Here is a 24,664-nt window from a genome sequence, read left to right on the forward strand (position 1 = left end):
ACCATGACGGGCGAGCGAGCGATGACAGCGACGACGGAGCCGACGGCGATCGTCGAGATCGACGGCGTGACCGGCTTCCGGGATGTCGGTGGCATTCCCGCAGACGGCGGGGTGATCCGCACAGGGCGACTGTTCCGCTCGGGTCACCTCGCCGGGCTCGGTGCGCAGGGTGCGGATGAGGTCCGCGCCCGCGTGCGCCGCATCGTCGACCTGCGCGCCGATGACGAGGTGGCAGCCGATGTCACGGCGGTCACCGGCGTCGAGATCACCCGACTGCCTCTCTACCTCGGCTCCACGCGCTCGTTCTTCCTCGAGGACTACAGCCTCGGCGAGATCTACGCGCACCTGCTCGGCGGCGGATCGAACCGGCTGGTGGATGCTGTGCGGATCATCGCCGCGGGCGAGCCGACCCTCGTGCACTGCACGGCCGGCAAGGACCGCACCGGCGTCACGATCGCGCTCGCCCTCGCCGCTGTCGGCGCGGATCGAGAATCCGTCGTCGCCGACTACGCCCTGACCGGCGACCTCATCCCCGCAGAACACCGCCGAGCGACCTCGGAACGGCTGGCGAAGAAGTACCCGCAGTCGAGCCACGCCTGGATGCTCGCCACCGAATCCCCCGCCGAGGTGATGCGCGAGACTCTCGCGAACCTCGACGCCGAGTGGGGTTCCGCCGCCGACTACCTGATCGCCCACGGCCTCACCGCCTCGGAGCTGAGCGCGCTGCGCGCCGCCCTCGTCGAATCCGCACCCACAATCCCGGGAGCCTCGTCATGACAACATCCGCCGATCTCGAGTGGTTCGCAGAAGCGCGCCTCGGCATGTTCGTGCACTGGGGGCTCTACTCCCTCGCCGCACGCCACGAATGGGTCAAGAACCGCGAACACATGACGGACGCGCAGTACGCGCCGTACTTCGACCACTTCGACCCTGATCGCTACAACCCGCGCGCCTGGGCGCGCACTGCGAAGGATGCCGGTGCCGGCTACGTGGTCCTCACGGCGAAGCACCATGACGGCTTCTGCCTGTGGGATTCGAAGCTCACCGACTACACCTCCGTGAACACCCCGTTCGGCCGCGATGCGGTGGCGGAGTTCGTCGAGGCATGCCGCGCCGAGGGCCTGCGCGTGGGCATCTACTACTCGCTCATCGACTGGCACCACGACGGGTTCCCCGTCGACGGAACGCATCCGCAGCGCGACGACGAGGAGTTCAAAGCGGCAACGGCCGACCGCGATATCCGCGACTATCAGCGCTACCTGCACGGGCAGGTGCGCGAGCTGCTCACCGGCTACGGCCAGATCGACTACCTCTTCTTCGACTTCTCCTACACGCATCGCCCTGACTACTGGGGCGGCAAGGGCGCCGCCGATTGGGATGCCGAGAACCTGCTCTGCCTGGTGCGTGCACTGCAGCCGGGCTGCATCGTGAACGACCGTCTCGGTATTCCCGGCGACATCGTCACCCCTGAGCAGTACCAGCCGCTGAAGCCGATGGAGCGCGACGGCGCTCCCGTGGCCTGGGAGGCGTGCCAGACCCTCAACGGCAGCTGGGGCTACGACCGCGACAACCTCGACGTGAAGAGCTCGGAATCGTTGATCAAGCTCCTCATCGACGGCGTCGCGAAGAACGGGAACCTGTTGCTGAACGTCGGGCCCGACGGCCGCGGCCGGATCGACCGCACGGCGCAGCGCACCTTCGACGACATCGCCGCGTGGATGGACGACCACGCCCGCTCGATCCACGGTGCCGGCGCCGCCCCCTGGCAGGCCCCGAACGATGCGCGATACACCCTGCGCGGAGACCGCCTGTACGTGCACCTCTTCTCCTGGCCGTTCAAGCACCTGCACCTGCCCGGACTCGCCGGCAAGGTCCGCTACGCCCAGTTGATGTCGGATGCTTCCGAGCTCGTCCCCTTGCACATCGACCCGAACCGTCAGGCGCAGAACACCTTGATGGGCGGGCTGCCCGACGGCACGCTCACGCTCCAGCTTCCGGTGCAGCGCCCCGAGACCCCCGTCCCGGTGATCGAGCTGTTCCTCACCGAGACTCCCTGACCGCACCTCTCCCCACCCCAACCCTGGGTCCCTGACCCTGAACCCTGGTCCCTGAGCTCGTCGAAGGGGCCGCCTCAACGAGGAGGAAACATGAAGCGTCGTACGTTCATCCTGTCCGCTGTCGCCGGTGCGGCAGCGATCGCGATCCCGCAGCAGGCGGGAGCATCCGTGTTCGGGGGCCCTGCCTCGGCATCCGTAGCCTCGCGCATCGCACCGCTGCTTCCCGGTCGCGGGCCGTACTCGCACGTCTCGTCGCTGGACGCGCTGCGTACCGCGATCACCGAGATGACCAACGGCGGAACGATCATCGTCGCCGACGGCACCTACGCGGTACCCGACGGCGCTCCGATCAGCCTCGCCGGCGCCGGCGGCCGCTGGAACAAGCCGCTCACGATCATGGCCGAATCGATCGGCGGCGTCACCCTCACGGGCGCACAGAGCTTCACCTTCGATGCCACGCACGATCTGGCGCTCCAGGGCTTCGTCTTCACGCAGTCGACGACGTTCGAGATCCCGGCGAGCTGCACGGCGATCACGCTCAGCCGCAATGAGTTCGTGCTCGCCGATATCGAGGGCATGCACTGCGTGATGGTGCGCGCCGACAACACGGTCATCGAGTACAACCACTTCCACGGCAAGTCGACGCTCGGCATCTTCCTCGGCGTCGAGGGCGCGGGGTCGACCGAGATGGCCGAGAACGTGCACATCCACCACAACTACTTCTCCGATCACAGCTTCGCCGGCGACAACGGCGGCGAGCCGATCCGACTCGGTGTCAGCCCGCGCGCGCTCAGCAGCGCCCACGCACTGGTCGAGTTCAATCTCTTCGAGCGCACGAACGGCGACCCTGAGGCGATCTCGGTGAAGTCCAGCGACAACACGATCCGTTTCAACACCATGCGCGACAGCGGCGGCGGCATCGTGCTGCGTCACGGAAACCGCACCGTCGTGGAGTCGAACCACATCATCCGCGGCCAGCGCGGCATCCGCATCTACGGCAACGACCACGTCATCGTCAACAACTACGTCGGCGAGACGGCAGACACGGCACTGGTGCTCGGCGCCGGCACGCTGCGCGATCACTATGAGGGAGAGCCCGCCAACTCGCGCAACAAGAACGACGCGGCCGACCGCGTCCGCATCGCGCTGAACAACTTCGTCGGCAACACGGGCGGCATCTCCGGAGAGACGCACCGGCCGATCGAGCCGAACGACTGCGTGATCGTCGACAACATCATCCAGGGCGATGTCGGAACGCTCGCCAAGGTGCCCGTGTCGAATGGCTTCACCTGGTCGGGCAACATCCTCTGGGGCGCTGCCGCCGACGGAGACCTGCCGACGACAGGCTTCACCCGCGTCGACCCGCAGCTCGAGCGGGACTCCGCCGACGTGTGGCGGATCAGTGCATCGAGCCCGGCCATCGACGCCGCGACTCAGGATCACTCCGGCCAGGTGCGAGACGACATCGGCGGCCGCAAGCGCATCGGCGCCGCCGACGTCGGTTGCCATGAGTCGAGCTCGGCGATCGCGAAGCGCGCGCCGCTGACTCCGGCTGACGTGGGGCCGCTCGCCCCCTGATCCCCCCGCGACCGAGGTCGGCGTCCTCCCCCGGGACGCCGACCTCGGCCCGGTCCGCTCTCGCTTGGCAATCGCTTGCCACACTGTGAAACGTTGCAGAAAGCGGATGCCGCCAGGGCCGCCCGCTCAGCCGGCGGCGATTCCCGTCGAGCCCCGGACGACGAGGCTGGTCGCCAGGTCGAATCCGACCGGAGGAAGAGAGCCCTCGGTCACCCGGCTGAGCAACGCAGCCATGGCGTGATCGCCCTCCTCGCGCAGCGGCGACTTGACCGTGGTGAGGGGCGGCGACGTGAAGTCGGCGCCGAAGATGTCATCGAAGCCCAGCACGCTGATGTCCGCCGGGATCCGGATGCCGGTCTCGACGAGCTCCTGCATGAGACCGATCGCGATGAGGTCGTTGTACGCGATGACCGCCGTCGCTCCGCTGTCCCTGGCCGCCATCGCCGCGCTGCGCCCGCCGACGACCGTGGGCGCGACCGGTGCGAGCTGCAGCAGCTCGATGTGGGCCCACTCGCAGCGTTGGGAGAGCAGCTCGCCGCGGTGCCGAGCCATCCAGGACAGCGGAGGACCCGGCACGTATGCGATCCGGCTGTGCCCGAGGCTGCGCAGATGCCGCACGGCCTCGGCGATGCCGTGCTGCACGTCCGGGACCACGGACAGCACGTCCTCGACCAGTCGGTTCACCACGGCGATGGGCTTCTGCCGCGCCAGCGCGCGGATCTGGTCATCCGACATGCGGGGAGTCGCGAGGAGCAGACCGTCGACCATGCGCAGCATCCGCTGGGCGCTCTCGTACTCGCGCTCGTCCGACTCCTCGGACTCGGTGAGCACCAGGGTGTATCCGGCCCGGGCGGCAGCAGCCTCGGCGCCGCGGATCACGTCGAAGAACACCGGGTTCGTGATGTCGGAGACGACGAGACCGATGATCGAGGTGCGCCCTGTCGGCAGCGCTCGCGCCATCGGATTCACGTGATAGTTGAGGGATTCTGCAGCCGCTCGGATCCGCCGTTCGGTGACGGCATTGACCCTGCCCGGCCTGTTCAGCGCCCGGGACACCGTCGACGGGTTCACGCCGGCCAGCTTGGCGACGTCGTAGATCGTCACACTCTCCGAGCCGGCCGCCGGTGCCCGCTCCGCTCGCAGCTCGGCGTCGGCGGTGCCGTCTTCGGCCATGCTCAGCTCCTCACTGCACCGGCGCTTCGGGGGGCGCCGGTGGGGTCACCCTCCAGCCTACGGAGTTCGCGCCCGATCACGGTGAGCATTGCGTCCGCGGCGGATGCGTCCTGAACCCCGGAGAGCAGCGCTGTGGCGTCGTCGGCGGACTGACCGCCGCGCAGGCACCACGCGGCGATGACGGACGCCGGCACCTCCGCGTCCGCACCTGACCGGATGGCGTGCTCGAGCACCGGCACGATGCGGTGCGGCAGCTTGTGCGCGCCGTCGAGTGCGATCTGTGCCAGCTGATGGCGGATGCGCGGATTGGCGAACCGTTGCCGCGTGGCATCGATCGCGTCCTCGAGTTCATCGGTGGGCAGGGCGCAGCTCGAGGCCGCGATCGCCCAGTAGTCCTCGACGAGGGAGCGCAGGTAAGGATCGCCGAAGGCGCCGGCCACATCATCGAACCCGTTGCGCAGCCCGTGATAGGCGAGCAGCGAATGCGCCCCGTTGAGGATGCGCAGCTTGCGCTCCTCGAACGGCGCGAGATCGACGGTCAGTCGCGCACCGCCCCGCTCCCACGCGGGTCGCGGACCCACGAAGCCGTCTTCGATCACCCATTCCGAGAAGGGTTCGGCGACGACGGTCCCCTCGTCGCGGATGGCGGTCGCCTGCTCAACCGCGGTGACGTCGGCAGCCGTCGTCCGCGGCGTGATGCGGTCGACCATCGAGGAGAGGAAGGCGACGTTCTCGTCGATCCAGTCCGGCAGGGTCGCATCGAGCACGGCGGCGGCAGCGAGCACGACGGACCGCGCGATCTCCCCGTTGCCACTGAGGTTGTCGCAGCTGATGACCGTGAGGGGCGGCGCAGCTGCCGCGCGGCGGGCGGCGAGACCGAGCGCGAGACGCACCGGCGCCGTCGCGATCGGAGCATCCGGGGAATGGATCGCATTCCGGAGGTCGGCGTCGACGACGGCGGAGGTGTCGAGCCGGCCGTCGGCCCCGAGCCGATACCCGGCCTCGGTGATGGTCAGCGTGACGACGGCCGTCTGCGGATCGGCGATCACGGATTCCCACTGCGCGCGTTCGGCGCCGTCATGGGCCGAGCGGATGCTGGTGATCTGGGTGAAGTCATCCCCGTCGGCGCTGCGGGTGATCAGCGTGTATGCGCCCTGCCGCGCCTGCAGGATCTGCGCCTGCTCTGGCGATCGCCCGGTGAAGGCGGCAATGCTCCACGGGTCGTCCTGATCGGTCGCACGGTGCGTGTACCAGGCCTGGTGTGCACGGTGGAACGCACCGACGCCCAGGTGGGCGATGGTGTGTTCGTCGATGCCCTGTGGACGCTGCGACATGCCGTCTCCTCGTGTTCCCCGCCGACTCCAGCGTCGACTTCGGAACCATTCTATGGCAAGCGGTTGCCATAGTGGGCGAGGCCCGGTAACGTCAACCGTGGCGACGACCGTTCCGTCGCCGCGCACGACCCCCGAAGGACAGCATGCCGACCACGATGATGCACCCGGACCGCCTCTTCCCCAGCGACCCGGCCACCCGGGATATCGCCCGGGATCTCTATCTCCGCGTCAGCGATGCCCCCATCTGCTCCCCGCACGGCCACGTCCCGGCCTCGATGCTCGCCGAGAACGCGCCGTTCGCCTCTCCAACAGACCTACTGATCACCGGCGACCACTACGTGACCAGGGTGCTGCACGGAGCCGGCGTTCCGCTCGGCCAGGTACAGGCCCCCGCGGGGGCGCCGCCGGTGGACCCGCGCGAAGCGTGGCGCGTGCTCGCGGCGAACTGGCGCCTGTTCCGTGCCACCCCCGTGCAGTACTGGCTGGAGTATCAGCTCGGCGAAGTGTTCGGGGTCACCACCCGGCTGACCCCCGACACGGCCGACCTCGTCTACGACGAGATCGCCGAGCGACTGACCGACGACGCCTACCGGCCGCGCGCCCTCTTCGAACGGTTCGGCGTCGACGTGCTCGCCACCACGGATGACCCTGCCGACGATCTTGCCGCGCACCGCATCCTCGCCGAGGATCCGACGTTCCGCGGCCGCGTGCTGCCGACATTCCGGGCCGACCGCAGCATGGACCCGGCCGCCACCGGCTGGATCGCCGCGCTGGATCGCCTCGCCGCCGCATCCGATATCGCCTGCGATACGCACGCGGGCCTTCTCGCCGCGCTGCGCGCCCGTCGCGCGTACTTCCGCGCCGCCGGCGGCACGGCCACCGACACGGGCGTGGCGGATGCCTGGGCTCTCCCCTTGGACGACGCCGAGGCCGAACGCATCCATGCTGCAGGCCTGCGCGGAACAGCCACCGTCGCCGAGGGCACGGCCTACCGCCGCGACATCCTCTACCGCCTCATCGAGATGTCCGCCGAGGACGGCATGGTGATGCAGCTGCATCCGGGCGTGCACCGGAACCACCATGAGCCCACGCTCGAGCGCCACGGCGCCGACACCGGCCACGACCTGCCCCTGCCGACCACGTTCACCGAGCCGCTGCGACGGGCGCTGAACGACTTCGGCACCGACACGCAGCTGCGGCTCGTGCTGTTCACCGTCGACGAAACCGCGTTCTCGCGAGAGCTCGCTCCGCTCGCCGGCTTCTACCCCAGCGTGTACGTCGGAGCGCCGTGGTGGTTCCTGGACACTCCGGATGCGATGGAGCGCTATCGCCGCTCGATCACCGACAGCGCCGGCTTCGCCAAGACCTCCGGGTTCATCGACGACACCAGGGCGTTCTGCTCGATCCCCGCGCGGCACGACATGGCACGCAGAGCGGATGCCTCGTACCTGGCCTCCCTCGTCGCCACCCACCGGCTCACCGAGGCGGATGCCGCTGACATCGCCGACGACCTGGTCCGGCGCATCCCCTACGACACGTTCCGCATCCCGCAGGCCTGAGTCACGGCATCCGCCGCCCGCCGCCGCGGCGCCCGCCGCTACGGTGCGCCCGCCGCACATCCGTCCACAGGGATGGAAAAGGCCGGTGAAGATTGATCTTCACCGGCCTTTTCCATCTCTCCCTGCGACTACGGGGCGGTCGGCCCCACGTTCGACGTGGTCAGCGGAGCGCGGGTCGCCGCGTTGCTGGTGACCTCATGCGCACCGACGTCGTAGGTGCCCGAGCGCTGACGCCCCTCGATGTCGTCGGTGACCCAGGTGCCGTGATCGGTCATGAACGCCGCGTTCACCGCGGGGCTCGACGAGCCGATCTTCCACACTCCGGCCGAATCCTGAGCGAGCTGCGGGTTCACCCGCGTGTAGCCCACCGTCGGGATGTTCCCATTGGCGGCCGAGCCCCACAGGATGTTGCCTCGCCAGTAGAAGTCCTGCATGAGCGGCACGTCTGCGAGGTTGCCGGTGGCGCCCTGGAAGATGTTGTCCACGATGGTGACGTTGAGCGGCTTGACCGTGCGGTGCGTCTCGCCGGCGAGGCCGTTGACGTTGTTCACCACGGTGTTCAGGCCGATGCGGACGCGGTCGGGAGCATCGTACTTCTTCCGCGAATCGGCGCTCTCGCCCACGAAGTGGTCGCGCACCGTGCCCGAGCCGACGACGATCGCACCGTCGTCGTTGCTGATGCCACTCACGTAGTTGTTCATGATGACGTGGTCGTTGCCGTAGATGCGGATGCCGTTGTCACCGTTCAGGATGTAGTTCGACAGCACCTTGTTGTTGTTGCCGTGGCGCAGCACGATGCCGCCGACGCTGTCGCGGATCGTGTTGTACCGGATGGTGTGCCCGCTCGACTTGACCGAAATCGTCTCCGGGTCGCCATTGGCGTTCTCGAACAGGTTGTACTCCACGATCGCGCCGCCGCTGGAGAGCGCCTTCGGGCTGGTGCCGAGCCGGATCGACTCGCCGCCGTTGGTGCCGGTGAAGTTGTGGTCGGAGAAGTAGTTGTGGTGGATGTGGGAGTTCTTGGCGACGGTGTCGCTGCCGGGGCCCTCGATGCCGAGGTAGACGCCGAGCGAGTCCTTGCCGTGGAACCAGTTGTACGCGATCTCCGAGTCGTCCGAGCGGACGATCAGGTTGTGCTCCGCCGCGTCGGAGAACGCGAACTCGTTGCGGACGAAGTCCACCGCCTTGCTGCTCGAGCCCACGTCGATCGTCGTCGACTGTGTGAACTTGAAGCCCTGGATGCTGACGTACTGCACGCTCGAGAAGCTGAAGCTCGACGAGCCGGTCAGCGTCACGCCGCCGACGGTCTCGGCCTTGATGGTCACCGGCGCGGACGAGCTTCCGGAGGCGCTGGATCCGAGGCTCACCGCGGTGGAGACGCTGTAGCTGCCGTTCTTCAGCACGATCGTGTCACCGGGGTCGGAGCTGTTGATCGCGCTCTGCAGCTGCGAGATCGAGGTGACGAGGGTCTGCCCGGCGGGAACGGTCGGGGTGGGCGTCGGCGTCGGGGTCGGCGTGCCGCCGCCGGTGCTGCCGAAGACCTGCAGTTCGTACAGGGAGTAACCGTAGGCCGTGCCGCGCGCGGTGCCGTGGACCCGGAGGTATCGGCCTGTGCCGTTGAGGCCCGTGATGTCGTCCGTGCCGCCGTTGCCGGCCGTCTCATCCTTGAGCGTGGTCCAGGTCGTGCCGTCGACCGAGATCTGCACCTTGTACTTGCTGGCGTAGGCGGCCTCCCAATTCAGGAGCACGCGCGAGACCGTCGCGCCCTCGCCGAGATCGACCGTGATCCACTGCGGGTCGACGTACTCGACGCTCGCCCATCGCGTGGTGGCCGATCCGTCGACGGCGTTGCTCGCCGGGAAGGAGGAGGTCTCGACCGAGGAGGCCGTCGCGGGACGGCCCTGCGAGATGAGGGTCTCGGCGAGCGGACCGACCTCGGTCGCGCTGAGCGGGCCGGCCTGGCCGAACGCCGTCGCCGGGACTGTTTCCTGGGCGCTCGCGTGCGCGGCGGTGCCGCCCGCGGCGAGCAGGCATGCCGTCGCCAGCACGGCGAGGACTCGTTGAGTGGTTCTCATTCCTGTTCCGATCTTCATTGATGGTGGTCCTTCGACGAGCTCAGGACCGCGGGTGGTGCACGACGCCCACATCACGGTGTCACCGTGACGTTCGTGAGCCCCGTGACGGCGTTCGCGACGGTATTCGACGCGTAGACCTTGTTGGGGTTGCTCGAGCACTTCGACGTCGACGAGATGAACACCGCGTACTTGCCCACACCGCCGAGGTTCGAGGTGTTGGAGCGCCAGGTGTTTCCGCACCCGTAGCCGGTCAGGGGGTTGTGCGTCTCGTAGCCGTTGGCGAAGGTGCCCGGCGAGGAGAAGGTGCCGGTGTTGCCCTCGATGAGGTAGCCGTTCCCCTTCACGTCGATCCAGGAATCGGCGGAGTTCTCGCCGGAGATGCCCTTGCCGTCGAACTTGTTCCCTCGGATGACGCCGCCCTCGGTGCCTTCCTTGATGTCGATGTGCTCAGCGGCGATGCCCGGCCCGAACGTGTTGTCGAGAACCTGCACACGGTCGGAGCGGTCCCGCCCGCTGGAATCTCCATAGCAGTCGAAGTTCGAATTCGCGGAACCGAGGTAGACGCCCTCGCCGTAGCCGGGCTTGACCAATCCGACACGGGTGATCTCCGAGTTCCGGATGGTCCCGTCGGCCGAGGAACGACGGAAGTGCACGCCTTCCTCCTCGATGTCTCGCACGAGCACGCCGTCGATGTTGACGTGGGTGGCCGTGTCGAGCACGATCCCCTTCTTCGACTCCGCGACCGTGACGCCCTTCACGTTCCAGTACGACGCCCCGAACAGCCAGAGTCCGTAACCGGAGTTCCAACCGGATGTCGGCTGCGGGCATCCGGACAACGTCCCGGACGAGCCGTTGTTGATGATGATCGCGCTGCGCGGACCCGTGAGAGTGATCGGCTTGGCCGCCGTACCGGAGTCCGTGGCGATGAAGCTGCCGCGGTACGTGCCGGCCGCGAGTCGGATCGTCTGCCCTGGTTCGGCCGCAGTGAGCGCGGCGCTGAGCTCTGCGGCGGTGTCGACATCGACGATGTCACCATCACCGGGGCCCGGGTCGACGGGGCCGCCCGGTGTTCCTGCCGTGCCGTAGACCTGCAGCTCCCACAGCGAGTAGCCGTAGGTGGTGCCGCGCGCGGTGCCGAATACGCGGAGGTACCGGCCCGTGCCCGCCAGACCCGTGAACTCGTCCGTGCCGCCGTTGCCTGCGGTCTCCGTCTTCAGAGGCGTCCAGGTCGAGCCGTCGGTGGACATCTCCACACGGTATTTCGACGCGTAGGCGGCCTCCCATTTCAGGACGACCTTCGAGACCTTGGCCCCGGTGCCGAGGTCGACTGTGATCCACTGCGGGTCGACGCCTTCGGCGCTCGCCCAGCGCGTGGTCATGGAGCCATCGACGGCGTGGGACGCGGGGAACTCGGAGGTCTCCACGGAGGATGCCGTGACCGGCTTCCCCTGCGAGATGAGGGTCTCCGTCGGGTTCGTTGGAGTCGGAGTCGGCGTGGGCGTCGGGGTCGACGTCGGCGTCGGCGTCGGCGTCGGTGTGGCTGTTGGCGTTCCGCCACCGCCTCCCGTGACGGACTTGAGGAACAGCGAGTCCCCAGCATCCGTCAACTCGTCATGCACACCGTGCCCATCTCCGTAGTCCAGCGTCTCGCGAGACGCCCAGTCGGTGATCGGGGTGCCGCCTTGATCGAGGTGGTGCCAGCCGGTGCCGTTCCATCCGAACTGGAGAATACGGTGCCGGTCGGGCAGATACGGCGTGTAGGTCGCCGCGTCGTCACCCAACTGCTTGCTCATGTCGTTGTTGAAGAAGACGTTCATCGGCCCGGACGAACCAGACCACTTCACCGCCTTCTGGCCGGCACCCCACCAGATCGGGAACCAGTTCGAGTCGTCCGGCCCGCCGCCGCCTTCCTCACCGCAGTTGGAGCTGCAGTTTCCGGGACGGTGCGCATAGGGCACGGTGACCTTGTTGAGCTCGAAGAGGTTGTTGCGCTCCCACCCGCCGTGCAGGTTCAGGTCGGAGTCGAAATCGTTGCCGATCACGACGTTGCCCGATGCCGCCCACTGGAACGTGAAGTGGCGGAGGTTGCGAGAGATGTTGTCGGCGTAGAGCGAGTCCCAGACGCGCGAGCCACGGAAGTAGCCGTTGCCGCCCTTGCCCTTGTTCCACGAGCCGTCGAGCTTGTTGTCGACGATCTGCAGGTTCTTCGCCTCTTCGGTGACGATCGGATGCGATCCGGTCATCTCCGCGCGGATGCCGCGCACCCACGAGTCGGCGGCCCATTTGAACACGATGCCGTGCATCGCCTGGTCGGGAGCAAGGTTGCCGTAGTTGTTCTTCGCGTCTGCGGCATCCGCCCCCTCGATCACCTGGGTGAAGGCGAGCGACTCGATTCCGACACCGACGACCGGGTCGACGATCGGGGATGCCTTCGAGGCGTAGACCTTGCCGCCGATGCCCTCCGATCCGTCAGAGGTGGAGTTCACCGGAACGTCGTACTCGAGCGGCTTGTCGAGCGTGATGGTGCGGGCGGTGGAGTCGCTCGCGACGATGCGGAAGATCTGCTGGCGCATGTGCAGGTTCTGCAGCGGATGCGTGGCCTGCACCGCCTCCTGCTCTTCGTAGAACTTGATCGAGTTGGCTGCTCTGATGTTGACGAGAGCGCCGACGCCGAGAGTCGTCATCGAGCCCGTCGTGGCGAGGTGCACGACGGTGTCACCGGCACGGGCGGAGTAACCGGCATCGCCGTTCTTGGCGCGCAGCGCGACGCCGACCTTCCAGTGCACGTTGACGGTGCCCTCGAAGAGGTCCTTGCGGTTCGCGGGGGCGGCGGCGTAGTCGCTCGCATACGCCGTGTGCACGCCGCGCGACTGCACGCGGAACAGACCGCGTCCCGGCCACAGCCAGCCGCCGGTGCCCTGACCCGAGTTCATCGCGTCCTTGTCCCACTCGGATCCGTCGGGTGTGATCGTGTCGTAGCGGGTGGCGGCATCCGGTCGATAGACGAGCGTGGTGCCGGTCGCCGCATCCGATCCCGCACCACGGATGACGAGGTAGTCGGCGTCGACGTGCAGCTCGCCGATGACGTCGAGCTGCCCTGCCGGAAGCGTGATGCGGCTGAGGTTGTCGAAGCCGGCTGTCGGCGAGCAGCCGGTGCGGATCGCGTCGATCGCTGCTTGGATCCCCGCGGTGTCATCGACGCCATCGCCGGCGGTCACGCCGTGCGCGCTGGTCATCTCCGCCGCTGTGATGTCGCACGCCGCGCGGGGGGCGAGGGCGGCGGTGTTCGGGAGTTCTGCACCGCCGCGGTACCCGGCCTTGCTCCAGTCATAGAGGCCGGTGATCGGGGCGCGCCGGTTGCCTGCGCTGAGATCGAGACCCTCGGTGATGCCCGGCTCTGCGGCGGATGCCGGAACAGTGGCGGACTGCACCGCCAGGCCGAGCGGGATCGCGACGATCACCGCGGCGAGCGCGGCGATGGATCTGCGGACGGAAGGATGAGCGTGCGACATCGGTGTCTCCTACTCGGCGGGAACTGCTTCTCGACGGTTCGTGCGCCACGTCATTAGTAAACGTACTTACCGTTCAGTAGCGTGCCGCCTCAGAGTATCTGGCAAACGGTTGCCATTCAATGGAGAAACTCAACTTTTTCGCGGCACCCTCATCGCGGGCGCACCGCGGCCGTTGTCTGGAAATCACGCGATGTCGTCGTCATGTTGGCCGACAACAACGAGGCGACGGCGGCGCCACCGTCCACACTTTGGTACATCGCGATACGCCGTCGACGTGAACTCGTCAACGATTCCCGGCGCATCGATGAGCTCACGGCAGTGCGGCCGTGAGACGCCGAGCCCGGAGGTTGAAGAACATGTCCCAGACCGCAGAGCGAGAAGACGACGCGACAGTCGAGGCCCGGCCCCCGCGAACGATGCTCGGGCACCCCATCGGCCTCGCCAACCTCCTCGGAGTCGAACTGTGGGAGAGGTTCTCGTTCTACGGCATGGTGACGATCCTGCCGTACTACCTCTACTACTCCCTCGACGAAGGCGGGCTGGGCATCCCGCAGCCCGCCGCACTGGGGTTCGTCGGAGCGTACGCGGGATTGGTGTACCTGTCGACCATGCTCGGCAGCTGGCTGGCGGATCGCATACTCGGGATGGAGCGCATGGTCTTCTACGGCGGGTTCGTCGTGATGCTCGGTCATGTCGCACTGGCGCTGCTGCCGGGATTCGGTGGCGTCTCGACCGGGCTGGTGCTCGTGGCGATCGGAGCCGGGGCACTCAAGGCGAACGCGTCGTCCCTGCTCGGCACGCTGTACGCCCGGGATGACCGGCGAACGGACAGCGGATTCTCGATCTTCTATCTCGGCATCACTGTCGGTTCCTTCTTCGGACCGCTGCTGACCGGCCTGCTGAACGACTCGCGCGGCTTCCACTTCGCGTTCGGCGCAGCGGCGGTCGGCATGCTCCTCGGGCTCGTGCAGTACGTGGCCTTCCGTCGCAACCTCGGCACGGCCGGAAAAGCTCCAGGCAACCCGCTGCCGCGCACTGCGATCCCGAGAACGGTCGTACTCGCCGTCGCGGCGGCCTCGGTCGTCGCCGCCGCGTTGCTGACCGGGGTGGTGAATCTGTCGAACCTTGCGCAGGTGCTGAGCATCGTCGTTTCACTTGCGGCCGTCGTGTACTTCGTGGTCATCCTGACCAGCCCGAAGGTGACGAAGGACGAGCGCTCCAGGGTCCGGGCTTTCATCCCCATGTTCCTTTCCATCACCGTCTTCGCTGCTCTGTTCACCCAGATGTTCACGGCATTCGCCGCCTACTCCGACGAGCGGATCGACTGGAACATCCTCGGGTGGACGGCCCCGTCATCCTGGCTGTTCCTCGCGGAGACCGTCTGGGTGATGCCGCTGCTCGCGATGGCCAGCGCGATCTGGGTCCGCCTGGGGGACCGTGCTCCGTCCACGCCGACGAAGCTCGGCGTGGGAATCATGCTCAGTGGAATCTGCTTCCTGCTGTTCCTGCCGTTCGCGGGCGGCACCGGCAAGACGACCCCGGCCCTGTACGTCTTCCTCATCCTCCTGATCCTCGCCGTCGCCGAGGTGCTCGTCGCGCCGATCGGACTCGCGGTGACGACGAAGCTCGCGCCTCAGGCGTTCCGTGCGCAGCTGATGGCGCTGTACTTCATCGCCTCAGCCCTCGGATCCTCGCTCTCCGGCGTGATCGGAAGCTTTTACCACTCGACCAGCGAGTTCGCCTATTTCCTGGTGATCGGCCTCGCGGGCCTCGCCGCGGGCGGCCTGATGTTCGCCTTCGGTCCGTGGATCCGTCGCCACCTGGGGCGCGTGCGCTGACACCGGATGCCGGTCCACGCCCTCCCCGATTCTGAAGATCAGCGGGAAAGGTAGCCGCGCAGTGCCGCGGCTTCCGAGGCGAGGAGATCCGGGTCGGCGTCGGGGATGAACTCGAGCAGGGCGTCGCGTGGAGGGCGCTCGGCGGCGGATGCTGCCGCGAAGAACCGACTCCACAGCTCATCGCGGGCGCGCAGCGGCAGCCTCTCCTTCGTCGGCCACCAGGAGAAGACATGCGCGGCGCTCGTATGCGCCGCGATCGCACGGTACTCGGCGAGCGCGACATCATCGGGCGCCGCGACGGTCGGTTGCCAGTAGGTGGTGAGGGCAGGGCTGGCGACATCGGCAAGGAGCCGCAGCGTCGTCGGCGCCGTGTCGGCGAGAGTGCCGGAGTGGAACTCGAGCGCCAATCCGATTCCCCTCGCGGATGCCTCGGACGTCGCCGACTGGAGCCGCGCGACGGTGCCGGCCCAATCCGCCTGGGTCGCCTCCGCCGACCCGACAGGGCCGGCCCAGATACGGATGCGATCGGCCCCGAGCGCCTCGGCGCTGTCCAGGATCGGCGTGAGCTCCTCCCCCGCCCCCGCCCGGAAGTACGAGCCGTACGAGCAGACGGCGAGTCCGGCATCCACCGTCGCCCGAGCGACATGCGCGGCGCGCACGGCGTCACCGGGCGGGACGTGCACGTCGCCGCCCCACTCGATCACCTCGAGTCCAGCATCCGCCGCCAGCCCCACGATCCGCTCTGGCGGGAGCTCCCGGAAAGTCACCGAGCACAACCCCGGCCTGATCGTCGTCATACGTTCATCCTGTCAGGGCAGGTGCGGGGCGACTACGGCGCCGAACGCCTCGGCGGTGCGACGGACGACATCGGCGGGAGCATCCGCCCAGATGTCGGCGTTGAAGAGCTCCACCTCGATGTCTCGGTCGTACCCGGTTTCGATCACCGCACGCGTGAGCGCACCAAAGTCGATCACACCGTCGCCCATGTAGTGCCGTGACAGCAGCACGTCCGCGGCCAGCGGCGTCTTCCAGTCGCAGACCTGGTAGGTGGCGATGCGCCCCTCGCGGCCGGCTCGAGCGATCTGCTCGAACACCTGCGGGTCCCACCAGATGTGGAACGTGTCGACGGCGGCTCCGACCACATCGGCGTCGAAGTCGGCGGCGATGTCGAGTGCCTGACCGAGAGTCGAGACGACGGCACGGTCGGAGGCGTACATCGGATGCAGGGGCTCGATCGCAAGCGTCACGCCCGCCGCCTTCGCATCCGGTGCGAGCGTGCCGATCGCGTCGCGCACGCGCTCCCGCGCGCCGACGAGGTCGCGGGACCCCTCCGGCAGCCCGCCGGCGACGAGCACCAGCACGGCCGTCGATCCTTCGGCACCCGCGGCGGCGAGTGTCGCGGTCTCCTCGATCGCCCGGCGGTTGTCATCGAGCGCGGCATCCCGCTCCGGACCCTCCGGCAGCGTGAAGAAGCCGCCACGGCAGTGCGTCGAGAAACGCAGACCGGAATCGGACAGCATCCGCGCGGCGACGTCGAGGCCGACCGCGTTCACCGGCTCGCGCCAGAGTCCGATGGACTGCACTCCGGCTTCGACCGTGACCTGAAGCGCCGTGGCGAGGTCGGCGTATTTGATGGTGGCCTGGTTGATCGACAGACGCGGGTGGGCGGCGCTCATGCGTCCACTCCGTTCACGCGCAGCATCCCGTGCCAGCGCTCGCGTGCGAGCTCTGGATTCTCCAGGGCGAGCGAGGCGTTCGCGAGCTCGACGATGCGGCTCAGGTGCGGCAGGCTGCGGGCGGAGTGCAGGCCGCCGACCATCTGGAACGCGGGCTGGTGCCCGTTCAGCCAGGAGAGGAACGCGACGCCCGTCTTGTAATAGAACGTCGGCGCGGCGAACACCTGACGGCTGAGCTCCTCGGTCGGGCCGAGGATCTCCAGGTATCGAGCGGGGTCGCCGGCGTCGAGCGCCTGGATCGCCGCGGATGCCACCGGAGTGATCGCCGCGAAGGCGCCGAGCAGCGCATCGGAGTGGCTGTCGCCCTGTCCGACGGTGTCGCCTCCGATGAGTCCGACGTAGTTGAAGTCGTCACCGGTGAACATGCGCACGCCCTCGGGCAGCTGCGATCGCACCGAGATCTCGGACTCCGCGTTCAGCAGGCTCATCTTCACACCGGCGACCTTGTCCGGGTTCTCGCCGATGATCTCCAGCAGCACCTGGGATGCCGTCTGCCAGTCGTCCGCGCCGAAGTAACCGGCCAGTTCCGGGTCGAAAGCGGTGCCGAGCCAGTGCAGTACGACCGGAGTCGTCGCCGCTTCGAGAACCGCGCGGTACACACGGCGGTAGTCCGCGGCATCCCTCGTCACCCTGGCGAGATGGCGGGAGGCCATCAGCACAGGACCTGCGCCCTGCTCCTCGGTGAAGTGCAGCTGACCCTTGTACGCGTCGATCACCTGATCGAGCGAGATGCGGGAATCGAGAACGTGATCGGTGTTCACACCCACCACGACCGAACCGCCCTCCTCACGGGCGACCTCGGCGCTGCGGGAGATCAGCTCGCGGGTGGCCGCGGCATCCAGCCCCATGTTGCGCTGCGCGGTGTCCATCGCGTCGGCGACGCCGAGACCCCACGAGTAGACGTTGCGGCGGAAGGCGAGAGTCGAATCCCAGTCGATGTCGGCCGGCTGACCCGGAGTGTTGTCGGCCGAGACGCGCGGCACGACGTGCGCTGCGGCGTAGGCGACTCGGCTCTGCAGCGGAGCCGTCGGTCGCACATAGGCTCCCGCGGCGTTCAGCGGCGCATCGGACAGGGAGCCGTCGGCGGCCAGAAGCGTCAGCGCCGCCATCAGAGGGACAGCTTCTCGATGGCGACCTTGCGTCCTTCGGCGCTGGAGGTGAGACCGGCCTCGGCGAACTGCACGCCCTTCGCGCCCGCGAGCAGGTCGAACGGGTAGTCGGTGCCGAACACGTACGACTCCAGGTACTCCTCCCACTGCTGGCGGAAGCCGTTGAGGAACACGTCGTTGGTCGGCACGTTCTGCCAGTCGGCGTCGTAGTCGCGGGTGTCCTCGAGGTCCGGGTTCCAGACCGGCTTCGGAGTGGCGTTGCGCGGCTGGATCTTCGCCCCGAACAGACCGACGACAGCGGAGCCGTGGGTGCCGTCGACCTGGAACTCGACGAGCTCGTCGCGGTTGACGCGGACGGTCCAGCTCGAGTTGATCTCGGCGACGATGCCGCCCTCGATCTCGAAGATGCCGTATGCGGCGTCCTCAGCGGTGGCGGTGTACTTCTCGCCGTTCTCGTCCCAGCGCTCAGGGATGTGAGTCGCCGCCTGCGCGTAGACGCTCTTCACCTCGCCGAAGAGGTTCTCCAGCACGTAGTTCCAGTGCGGGAACATGTCGCTGATGATGCCGCCGCCGTCTTCGGTGCGGTAGTTCCAGCTCGGCCGCTGAGCCGGCTGCCAGTCGCCCTCGAAGACCCAGTAGCCGAATTCGCCGCGCACCGAGAGGATGCGGCCGAAGAAGCCGGAGTCGATGAGGCGCTTGAGCTTCTGCAGGCCGGGCAGGTAGAGCTTGTCGTGCACGACGCCGGTCTTGACGCCGGCTTCCTGGGCGAGGCGCGCGAGCTCGAGGGCCTCTTCGAGGGACTCGGCGGTCGGCTTCTCAGTGTAGATCGCCTTGCCGGCGGCGATCGCCTTGCGGATCGCGGATGCCCGAGCCTTCGTCACCAGGAAGTCGGCGTAGATCTCCCACCGCGGGTCGGCGAGCGCCGCGTCGAGGTCGGTCGTCCAGTCTTCGATGCCGTGGAGGGCGGCAAGCTCGGCGAGCTTCTGCTCGCTGCGGCCGACGAGGATCGGCCGGACCGTGACGCGGGTGCCGTCGGAGAGTTCGATGCCGCCCTGGTCGCGGATCGCGAGGATCGAGCGCACGAGGTGCTGCCGGTAGCCCATGCGCCCGGAGACGCCGTTCATGATGATCCCGATCTCGCGGGTCGTCGTCTGTGACATTGCTGGTCCGTTCTCTGGGAAGTCGTTGCGCCGCCATTCGGGTAAGCGCTTTCCGACAGCATGCCACGGTTCTGTGAGGACTGCAAGCGACTCCTCCCGCCGCGGCGCTTCGAAGAGCGCAAACGGCTGGATCTCGCCGCCAGATGGAGCCGTTTGCGCTCTGTGGAGGAGAGCGATGTTCACGTGCGTTCGAGGCCCCCACTCGCTCGGCGGCTTCTTCGGCGCAAAGCAGAACAAGCCCGCTTCGGCGAGCGCGCACACGCAGGTGCGACGAGGTGAAATCATCCACCCCGTCGCACCCGGCTGAGCATCAGATCGGGTGCCCGCGGCTACCGCGTGTCGACGCCGAACACGTGCAAACCGGCCGACGTGGTGAGGGAGCCGGACGGCAGGCTGATCGACGCGATCTGCTGGCTGGCGCCGAGATCGATGGTGGCCACCCACACCTTGACCGTCCCGGACGCGGTACTGCCGACCTTGCCGAACGACCCCGAGTTGTAGGGCTCCGACCAGATGTTGTGGCTCGGAGCAGAGAGCATCTGGGTGTTGCCGAACCGAGGTGACGAATCGAACCAGTCGCTCAGCGACAGCGTCACCGTGCGGGTGCTTCCGTCGGCGAAGTGCACGGTCGCAGTGCCTGCGGTCGTGCCGCCCGCACCGAACCCGAGGACGCCGATGTACCGCCCCGTCTCACCGATGGCCACCTGCTGGCCCGCCGACTTCACGTTGTCAGGGAGCCCGTAGTCACCCTCATGCCAGGTGAAGTCGAATCCAGCCGCGCTCAGTGCGGCACCGCGGGCGTAGCCCGCCGCCTCCAACGACTGACCAGAGAACGACCGACCAGATGTATAGACGGCTCCGCCGTTGCGGTGCGCGTCGGTCGTCACCGCAGTCTGATTGAACAGGTTCACAAGCTCGGCTGGCTGCACCGCGATGCCGGGCCCGTTGTACGCCCCGATATTCGGGGCTGCGGTGGCGGATACGGGATTCCCGAAGAAGTCACGTCCACCGTTGCCCGCAATCACTTCCCCAGCACCGAGCAGCGCTGACCCCGCGGCCAGCCGATATCCGGAGGTCGAGTCCAGGGACTGCCGAGCACTTCCGGGCGCGGTCAGACCGGGATCCGCCGTGACCGTACCAGTCGCCGATGAAGGGACGGTCACTCCGCCCGACACAGCGTTCTTGCTGAACACGACGCCCGTACCCGTCGCGAAACTCCCGCTCGGTGAAACCACAAGGTTGTTCTTCCAGACGATGTTGCGGTTGATCGTGTCGACGACCGGTTTACTCGGGCAATAGAACGTGTTGTTGTACACGTAGTGGACGCCCGTTCCGCCGTTCGGCAAGACGAGCCGGCAGTCATCCTGCGCGATGTTGTAACGCAGGATGACATCGGTCGCAGTGCTCTGAACCGAACAGTTCACGAGGCAGTTGAGATAGAAGCCTCCGCCGTTGCCGTACGAGTAGTTGTACTGGTAGGTGCAGGTCCCGGTCACGTTGTGATCGCAGTCCCACGCGGTCGAGTCGAACTTCGACACACGACTCCCGCCGACGACGTTGAATTGGAACACCGGGTCCGAGCTGTTGTAAGGCCACATCCCGGCGAAGTTCCCCCCTTCCAGCGGATACGCGCCCAGCCCCAGGTCGAGTGCCGTATTCCTCTCGACGAGCGGCGACTGAGAGTTGTGAACGACGATCCCATCGCCGCCGACCTCTCTGATGGTGTTGTCGCCGATGTAGACGTTCGTATGCTTCGCCGTCGTGTCTCCCATGAGCTTGATTCCGCCGCCACCGGTGTCCTCGATCGTGGAGTTCGTGATGCGGACGCCCGCGTAGGCGCCGACTCCGCTCACCACCTTCACGGCGATACCTGCCGAGAGCACGTACTTCTGCCCGTCGACATCTTTGTTGCCCCATCCGGCGACATCGTGAACATACACATCGTCGATGACGACGCCCGCCTTCGCCGCGGAAGTAGTGGATTCGTACATGATGCCTGTGCGCTGCGCCCTGGTCGTCGAGGGATTCGTCACCTCAATCCCGCGCACCGTCCAGTTGCTCACGTCGCGCAGCAAGATGGCGGTGTCGGCACCGGCACCGTTGATCTTCGGACGCGCCCCGCTTCCGTACGACTGGATCAAGATGGGAGCGGCCGTGGTGCCTGATCCCGAAGGGGCGAGGCGTCCGGAACATGTGGTGCCGGCCCTGAGATTCAGCGTGTCCCCGGGACCGAACGTATGCGCGTTCACATCGGCGAACGAGTTCCATGGGGCGCTCACCGTCCCCAGTGACGCTGCGGTCGATCCGCAGTCGATGTAGTGCGCACCAGTCGTGGCCTCTGCGGCCGGACCTGTCGCGGCGATCGTGAAGACCGTCACCAGCACAGTTATGCCTGTCACGATCTTCCTGCTCAATTTGCGAGACGTCATCGTCTCTCCTTTCGTCGAACCCGATCAGCTTTCACCGCCGATACCGACTTCCCAAAGCAAACGCACAGAGTCGCACAGCGTGGAGAAGCTGCGAGTCAGGGACTCGACTCTCGGGCGTGAAGCTCCGGCGCGAGTTCGATGCGCAGCGCAGGACACGCGTTGCGCTCCCCGAGCCGCATGAAGCAGGTCTGCATCGCCTGACGGCCGACCGCGTCCTTCGGCGGGGCCACCGCTGTCAGTGGCACACTCGCGAGTGACGCCATCTCGTCGTCGTAGGATACGATCGCGAAGTCCTCCGGCACCTTCAAACCAGCTTCCTCAACGACGCTGAGCAGGCCGATCGCCAGATCGTCCGGCAGCACGATGGCCGCCCTGGTGTCAGAGGCGAGGCATGCGTCGAGGAAGTCCCGCAAGATGTCCGGCGCTGTCTCGGCACTCCAGCGCAGCGACGGTGCACGCATCCGCGGCGAGTCATGAGACAGCCCCCATCTGCTCGAGGCTCTCACGTACCCCTCCTCGATCCAGGACGCCGTGGCCGAGTCACGACAGATGAGGCCGATCCGGCGGTGTCCTCCGGCGACGAGATGGTCGACCGCGAGCTCTGTGCCGCTGCTGTGGTCAGAGCGGACGGAGTCGACGCCCAGCGCCAACGGCGCTTCCCGTGCGGAACGCTCAACGAGCACCACCGGTGGGCGGACGGACGCCAGGCAATCCCACGTCCGCGCGTCATCGACCCCCGGCCTCGCCGTGACCAGGAGGATCCCGTCAGCACCGTTCTCGCTGAGCTTGACCAACTGGCGAACCTCCTCGCCGGGGTCGTAATTCGTGACCCCGAGGACGAGCCTCAACCCCAGCTGCCGCGCCGCAGCGTGGGCCCCCCTGATCACCGGCGGGAAATAGTAGTTCGAGTCAGGGACGATGAACCCGACCGTACCGATGGGGCGCCGGGACGAGCTGAACCCGGAATCGCCGGCGATGGGAGCATCCGCGGCCCCGGGAAGAACCGCGCCTCCGTGGACGCGCCGTACGAGTCCCCTCGCCGCGAGCACTGCGAGATCACGACGGATCGTCATCCCGGACAGTCCAGTGCGAGCAGCGAACTCCATGACGTGCACCCGCCCGCGGATCGCCACCTCCTGGAGGATGCGCTCTCGGCGCTCTTCGCTCAGCATGCTTCCGGCGCCAGTTCGTTCATGTTCAGATCTCTCCGAGATGAACGGAATATGCACGACGTGGCACCTTGCCGCGAAGCTCCCAGGAGTCGACGCCGGGATGAGGCGTGAACAGGATCCTCGACACCTCGACCCCCCAGGAGTCCTGGAGGTACGGGTCGCCGGTCGTCCGCGTCTCGATCACGACCTCTGCGGGGTCATGGACCAGCAGAAGGGAACGGGATGCGTGCCGACCGGGCACGAGGATGCCGTCGCCCACTCGCTGGGGCACACCGGCGCACACGACGGCGATGCGGGTGCCCGCTGCCCCGACGGCGGCTCCCTGGTCGCGGATGATCACCTCGCCGCCGCGCAGGCGGATCTCCCTCGTCCACTCGCGCTCGGCGCCCTCGGGCCACGGGTATGCGGCGCTCAGGTCGATCGACCAGCCGTCGTCGAGAGGCCGCATCGGTGCTTCCCATTCCGGACCGGGCAGCTGCTCGAGCCCGAAGGGATGCGGGAGGCTGTGCCATTCGCTGCTCAGATGCCACAGCGAGTACCGCTGCTCGGAGAAGGTCGTCGCGGTGTAGACGCCACGGCCGAGATCAGCGAGCAGCGGCACCCCGTCGACCGCGACGGACACGGATCCGAGATCGTTGTGGTTGTGGCTCTCGCCGTTGTGCCCCGCCTTCGCGATGACGGTGAGCCCGGTGGATTCACCATCACGCTCCCGACGGACGCCGACCGCGATCGAACCCCACTCGGCGAGGCGGGGATAGGGTGCCCCGCCCGGCGGGGTCGTGCGCCACCGGGCATCGAACGACTCGCCGACCATGCGACCGATTCCACCGACCGTGTCGGCCTCCAGCCCGAGGATCCTTCCCTCGCGCCTCCGGCCCGCCGCGAACGCCGCGGTCTCCTCGAGCCCGCAGAGGTGGGCCGCGCGGAACAGCGAGAACCAGGGCGTATCCGCTCCGATCCGCGCCTCCGCGTCGGAGTAGCTGGCGACCCAGTCCTCGCCGAGCAGCATCCTCTCGGGGAAGCGGGCGAGCTCGCGCAGTCCAGCCAGCGCACCGTCGACCGCCTCCGGCCTGATCAGGCCACCGGACAACGTGTCGAGCAGCACCAGGCCGTCGAAGGCACGACCGGCACCCTGCCACCAGTATGCGAAGCCCTCGTCGATGCCGCCATCGGCCGGGAGATGCGACAGGTACCGATCGATGCCGTCGACGCATCTCTCGAGCAGTCGGGCTCGGCGCTCCCCCGCACTGAACGCGACCGCGGCAGGGATGACGTTGCCGACGATCCATGCCAGCCAGTTGTTGATCTCGCGGTTCTCCCACCACCAGTCACGGCGCTGCATCAACGGCGACAGGATGCGGCGTTCGACCTCGGCGCCCAGCCGCGGGATCAGCCCCGGCACCTCGGTATCGAGGGCGTCGCCGAGGATGAGGGCCGCCCATCCTGCGAGAGCCGCGCACTCCCCCGCCCCCAGATCGAGGAACGGTCGGTCGACATCGGTGGTGAGCAGCCCCCGCGAGAACGAGTCGTCGTGCGCAGGCCAGCACCAGGTCGACTGCTCGCAGAGCGTCCACAGACCGTCGGCCGCCTCGATGACACGCGCAGGTGACGGGTCGATCGCGGCGGCGAGGACGGCCAGTCGAATGCGCCGCTTGTGTGCGAATTCGACCGCCTCGTAACCTCCGCGATCCCCGGTCCGTGCGAAGTCCGACCACTGCGAGAGCCGAGGCACGAGCCAAGCTTCGCCTCGCTCGGCGTCGGCCGCCGACAGGATGAGAGCTCGCGCCTCTTGGTCGATCGACTCCCAGGCGGCGCGATCGGAGGACTTCGGCACCAGATGCGGTGCGGCGTCTGCCTGCGACGACTGCCAGATGCGCAGCAGCGCTCCGCGCTCGATCAGCCCAGCGGGGCCCTCATCCTGTCCGTCCATGT

16 protein-coding genes are annotated in these 24,664 nt (G+C 67.6%); 5 read left to right on the plus strand and 11 right to left on the minus strand.

The genetic code is table 11. From position 1 onward, the window contains the following. Positions 1-21 precede the first annotated feature (21 nt). The 3 genes from MRBLWH12_RS11345 (at position 22) to MRBLWH12_RS11355 (ending at position 3,635) form a co-directional block, all read left to right on the plus strand. A complete protein-coding gene (locus MRBLWH12_RS11345; protein ID WP_363548908.1) occupies positions 22-777 on the plus strand; it encodes a tyrosine-protein phosphatase in 756 nt (251 codons plus the stop codon). Then, a complete protein-coding gene (locus MRBLWH12_RS11350; protein WP_363548910.1) occupies positions 774-2,057 on the plus strand; it encodes an alpha-L-fucosidase in 1,284 nt (427 codons plus the stop codon). Before MRBLWH12_RS11345 ends, MRBLWH12_RS11350 begins: the two co-directional genes overlap by 4 nt. A 90-nt stretch (positions 2,058-2,147) precedes the next feature. Next, positions 2,148-3,635 (plus strand): polysaccharide lyase 6 family protein, encoded by a 1,488-nt coding sequence (locus MRBLWH12_RS11355; RefSeq protein ID WP_363548912.1) that lies wholly within the window; start codon positions 2,148-2,150, stop codon positions 3,633-3,635. A gap of 126 nt (positions 3,636-3,761) precedes the next feature. On the opposite strand, the gene MRBLWH12_RS11360 is transcribed toward MRBLWH12_RS11355, so the two are convergent. Then, positions 3,762-4,808, minus strand: coding sequence for a LacI family DNA-binding transcriptional regulator (locus MRBLWH12_RS11360; protein WP_341977631.1), 1,047 nt, complete (start codon positions 4,806-4,808; stop codon positions 3,762-3,764). Positions 4,809-4,810: 2 nt separating this feature from the next. Next, on the minus strand, positions 4,811-6,142 hold the full coding sequence (locus tag MRBLWH12_RS11365) for a mannitol dehydrogenase family protein (protein WP_363548914.1): 1,332 nt from the start codon (positions 6,140-6,142) through the stop codon (positions 4,811-4,813). Positions 6,143-6,285: 143 nt separating this feature from the next. On the opposite strand from MRBLWH12_RS11365, the gene uxaC reads away from it, so the two are divergent. Next, positions 6,286-7,701: a glucuronate isomerase gene (gene uxaC / locus MRBLWH12_RS11370; RefSeq protein ID WP_363548916.1), complete on the plus strand. Its 1,416-nt coding sequence runs from the start codon at positions 6,286-6,288 to the stop codon at positions 7,699-7,701. A 128-nt stretch (positions 7,702-7,829) separates the two neighbouring features. Here uxaC and MRBLWH12_RS11375 read toward each other — a convergent pair whose 3' ends face one another. Beyond that, complete coding sequence (locus MRBLWH12_RS11375) at positions 7,830-9,794, minus strand: chondroitinase-B domain-containing protein (RefSeq protein WP_363548918.1); 1,965 nt, start codon at positions 9,792-9,794, stop codon at positions 7,830-7,832. 53 nt (positions 9,795-9,847) lie between these two features. Then, positions 9,848-13,288, minus strand: coding sequence for a discoidin domain-containing protein (locus MRBLWH12_RS11380; protein ID WP_363548920.1), 3,441 nt, complete (start codon positions 13,286-13,288; stop codon positions 9,848-9,850). 356 nt (positions 13,289-13,644) lie between these two features. Between MRBLWH12_RS11380 and MRBLWH12_RS11385 the strand changes: the two genes are divergently transcribed. Continuing rightward, positions 13,645-15,126 (plus strand): peptide MFS transporter, encoded by a 1,482-nt coding sequence (locus MRBLWH12_RS11385; RefSeq protein ID WP_363548922.1) that lies wholly within the window; start codon positions 13,645-13,647, stop codon positions 15,124-15,126. Between the two features lie 38 nt (positions 15,127-15,164). Here MRBLWH12_RS11385 and MRBLWH12_RS11390 read toward each other — a convergent pair whose 3' ends face one another. The 7 genes from MRBLWH12_RS11390 to MRBLWH12_RS11420 all read right to left on the minus strand — a co-directional run bounded on the left by MRBLWH12_RS11390 (position 15,165) and on the right by MRBLWH12_RS11420 (position 24,662). Beyond that, a complete protein-coding gene (locus tag MRBLWH12_RS11390) occupies positions 15,165-15,923 on the minus strand; it encodes a sugar phosphate isomerase/epimerase family protein (RefSeq protein ID WP_363548924.1) in 759 nt (252 codons plus the stop codon). Between the two features lie 12 nt (positions 15,924-15,935). Continuing rightward, positions 15,936-16,802, minus strand: coding sequence for a sugar phosphate isomerase/epimerase family protein (locus tag MRBLWH12_RS11395; RefSeq protein WP_363548926.1), 867 nt, complete (start codon positions 16,800-16,802; stop codon positions 15,936-15,938). Beyond that, positions 16,799-17,971: a dihydrodipicolinate synthase family protein gene (locus tag MRBLWH12_RS11400; protein WP_363548928.1), complete on the minus strand. Its 1,173-nt coding sequence runs from the start codon at positions 17,969-17,971 to the stop codon at positions 16,799-16,801. The genes MRBLWH12_RS11395 and MRBLWH12_RS11400 overlap by 4 nt, the downstream gene beginning before the upstream one ends. After that, the gene (locus MRBLWH12_RS11405; protein WP_363548930.1) at positions 17,971-19,131 is read right to left on the minus strand and encodes a Gfo/Idh/MocA family protein; all 1,161 of its coding nucleotides are present in this window, start codon (positions 19,129-19,131) and stop codon (positions 17,971-17,973) included. Before MRBLWH12_RS11405 ends, MRBLWH12_RS11400 begins: the two co-directional genes overlap by 1 nt. Positions 19,132-19,460: 329 nt before the next feature. After that, on the minus strand, positions 19,461-21,560 hold the full coding sequence (locus MRBLWH12_RS11410) for a right-handed parallel beta-helix repeat-containing protein (protein WP_363548932.1): 2,100 nt from the start codon (positions 21,558-21,560) through the stop codon (positions 19,461-19,463). A gap of 95 nt (positions 21,561-21,655) precedes the next feature. Further along, entirely contained in the window at positions 21,656-22,732 is a 1,077-nt protein-coding gene (locus MRBLWH12_RS11415) for a substrate-binding domain-containing protein (protein WP_363548934.1), read from the minus strand. Between the two features lie 25 nt (positions 22,733-22,757). Then, positions 22,758-24,662, minus strand: a complete 1,905-nt coding sequence (locus MRBLWH12_RS11420; protein ID WP_363548936.1) for a heparinase II/III family protein — start codon at positions 24,660-24,662, stop codon at positions 22,758-22,760. Between the last annotated feature and the right edge of the window lie 2 nt (positions 24,663-24,664).

It is taken from the genome of Microbacterium sp. LWH12-1.2 (genome assembly GCF_040675825.1).
Lineage (GTDB): Bacteria > Actinomycetota > Actinomycetes > Actinomycetales > Microbacteriaceae > Microbacterium.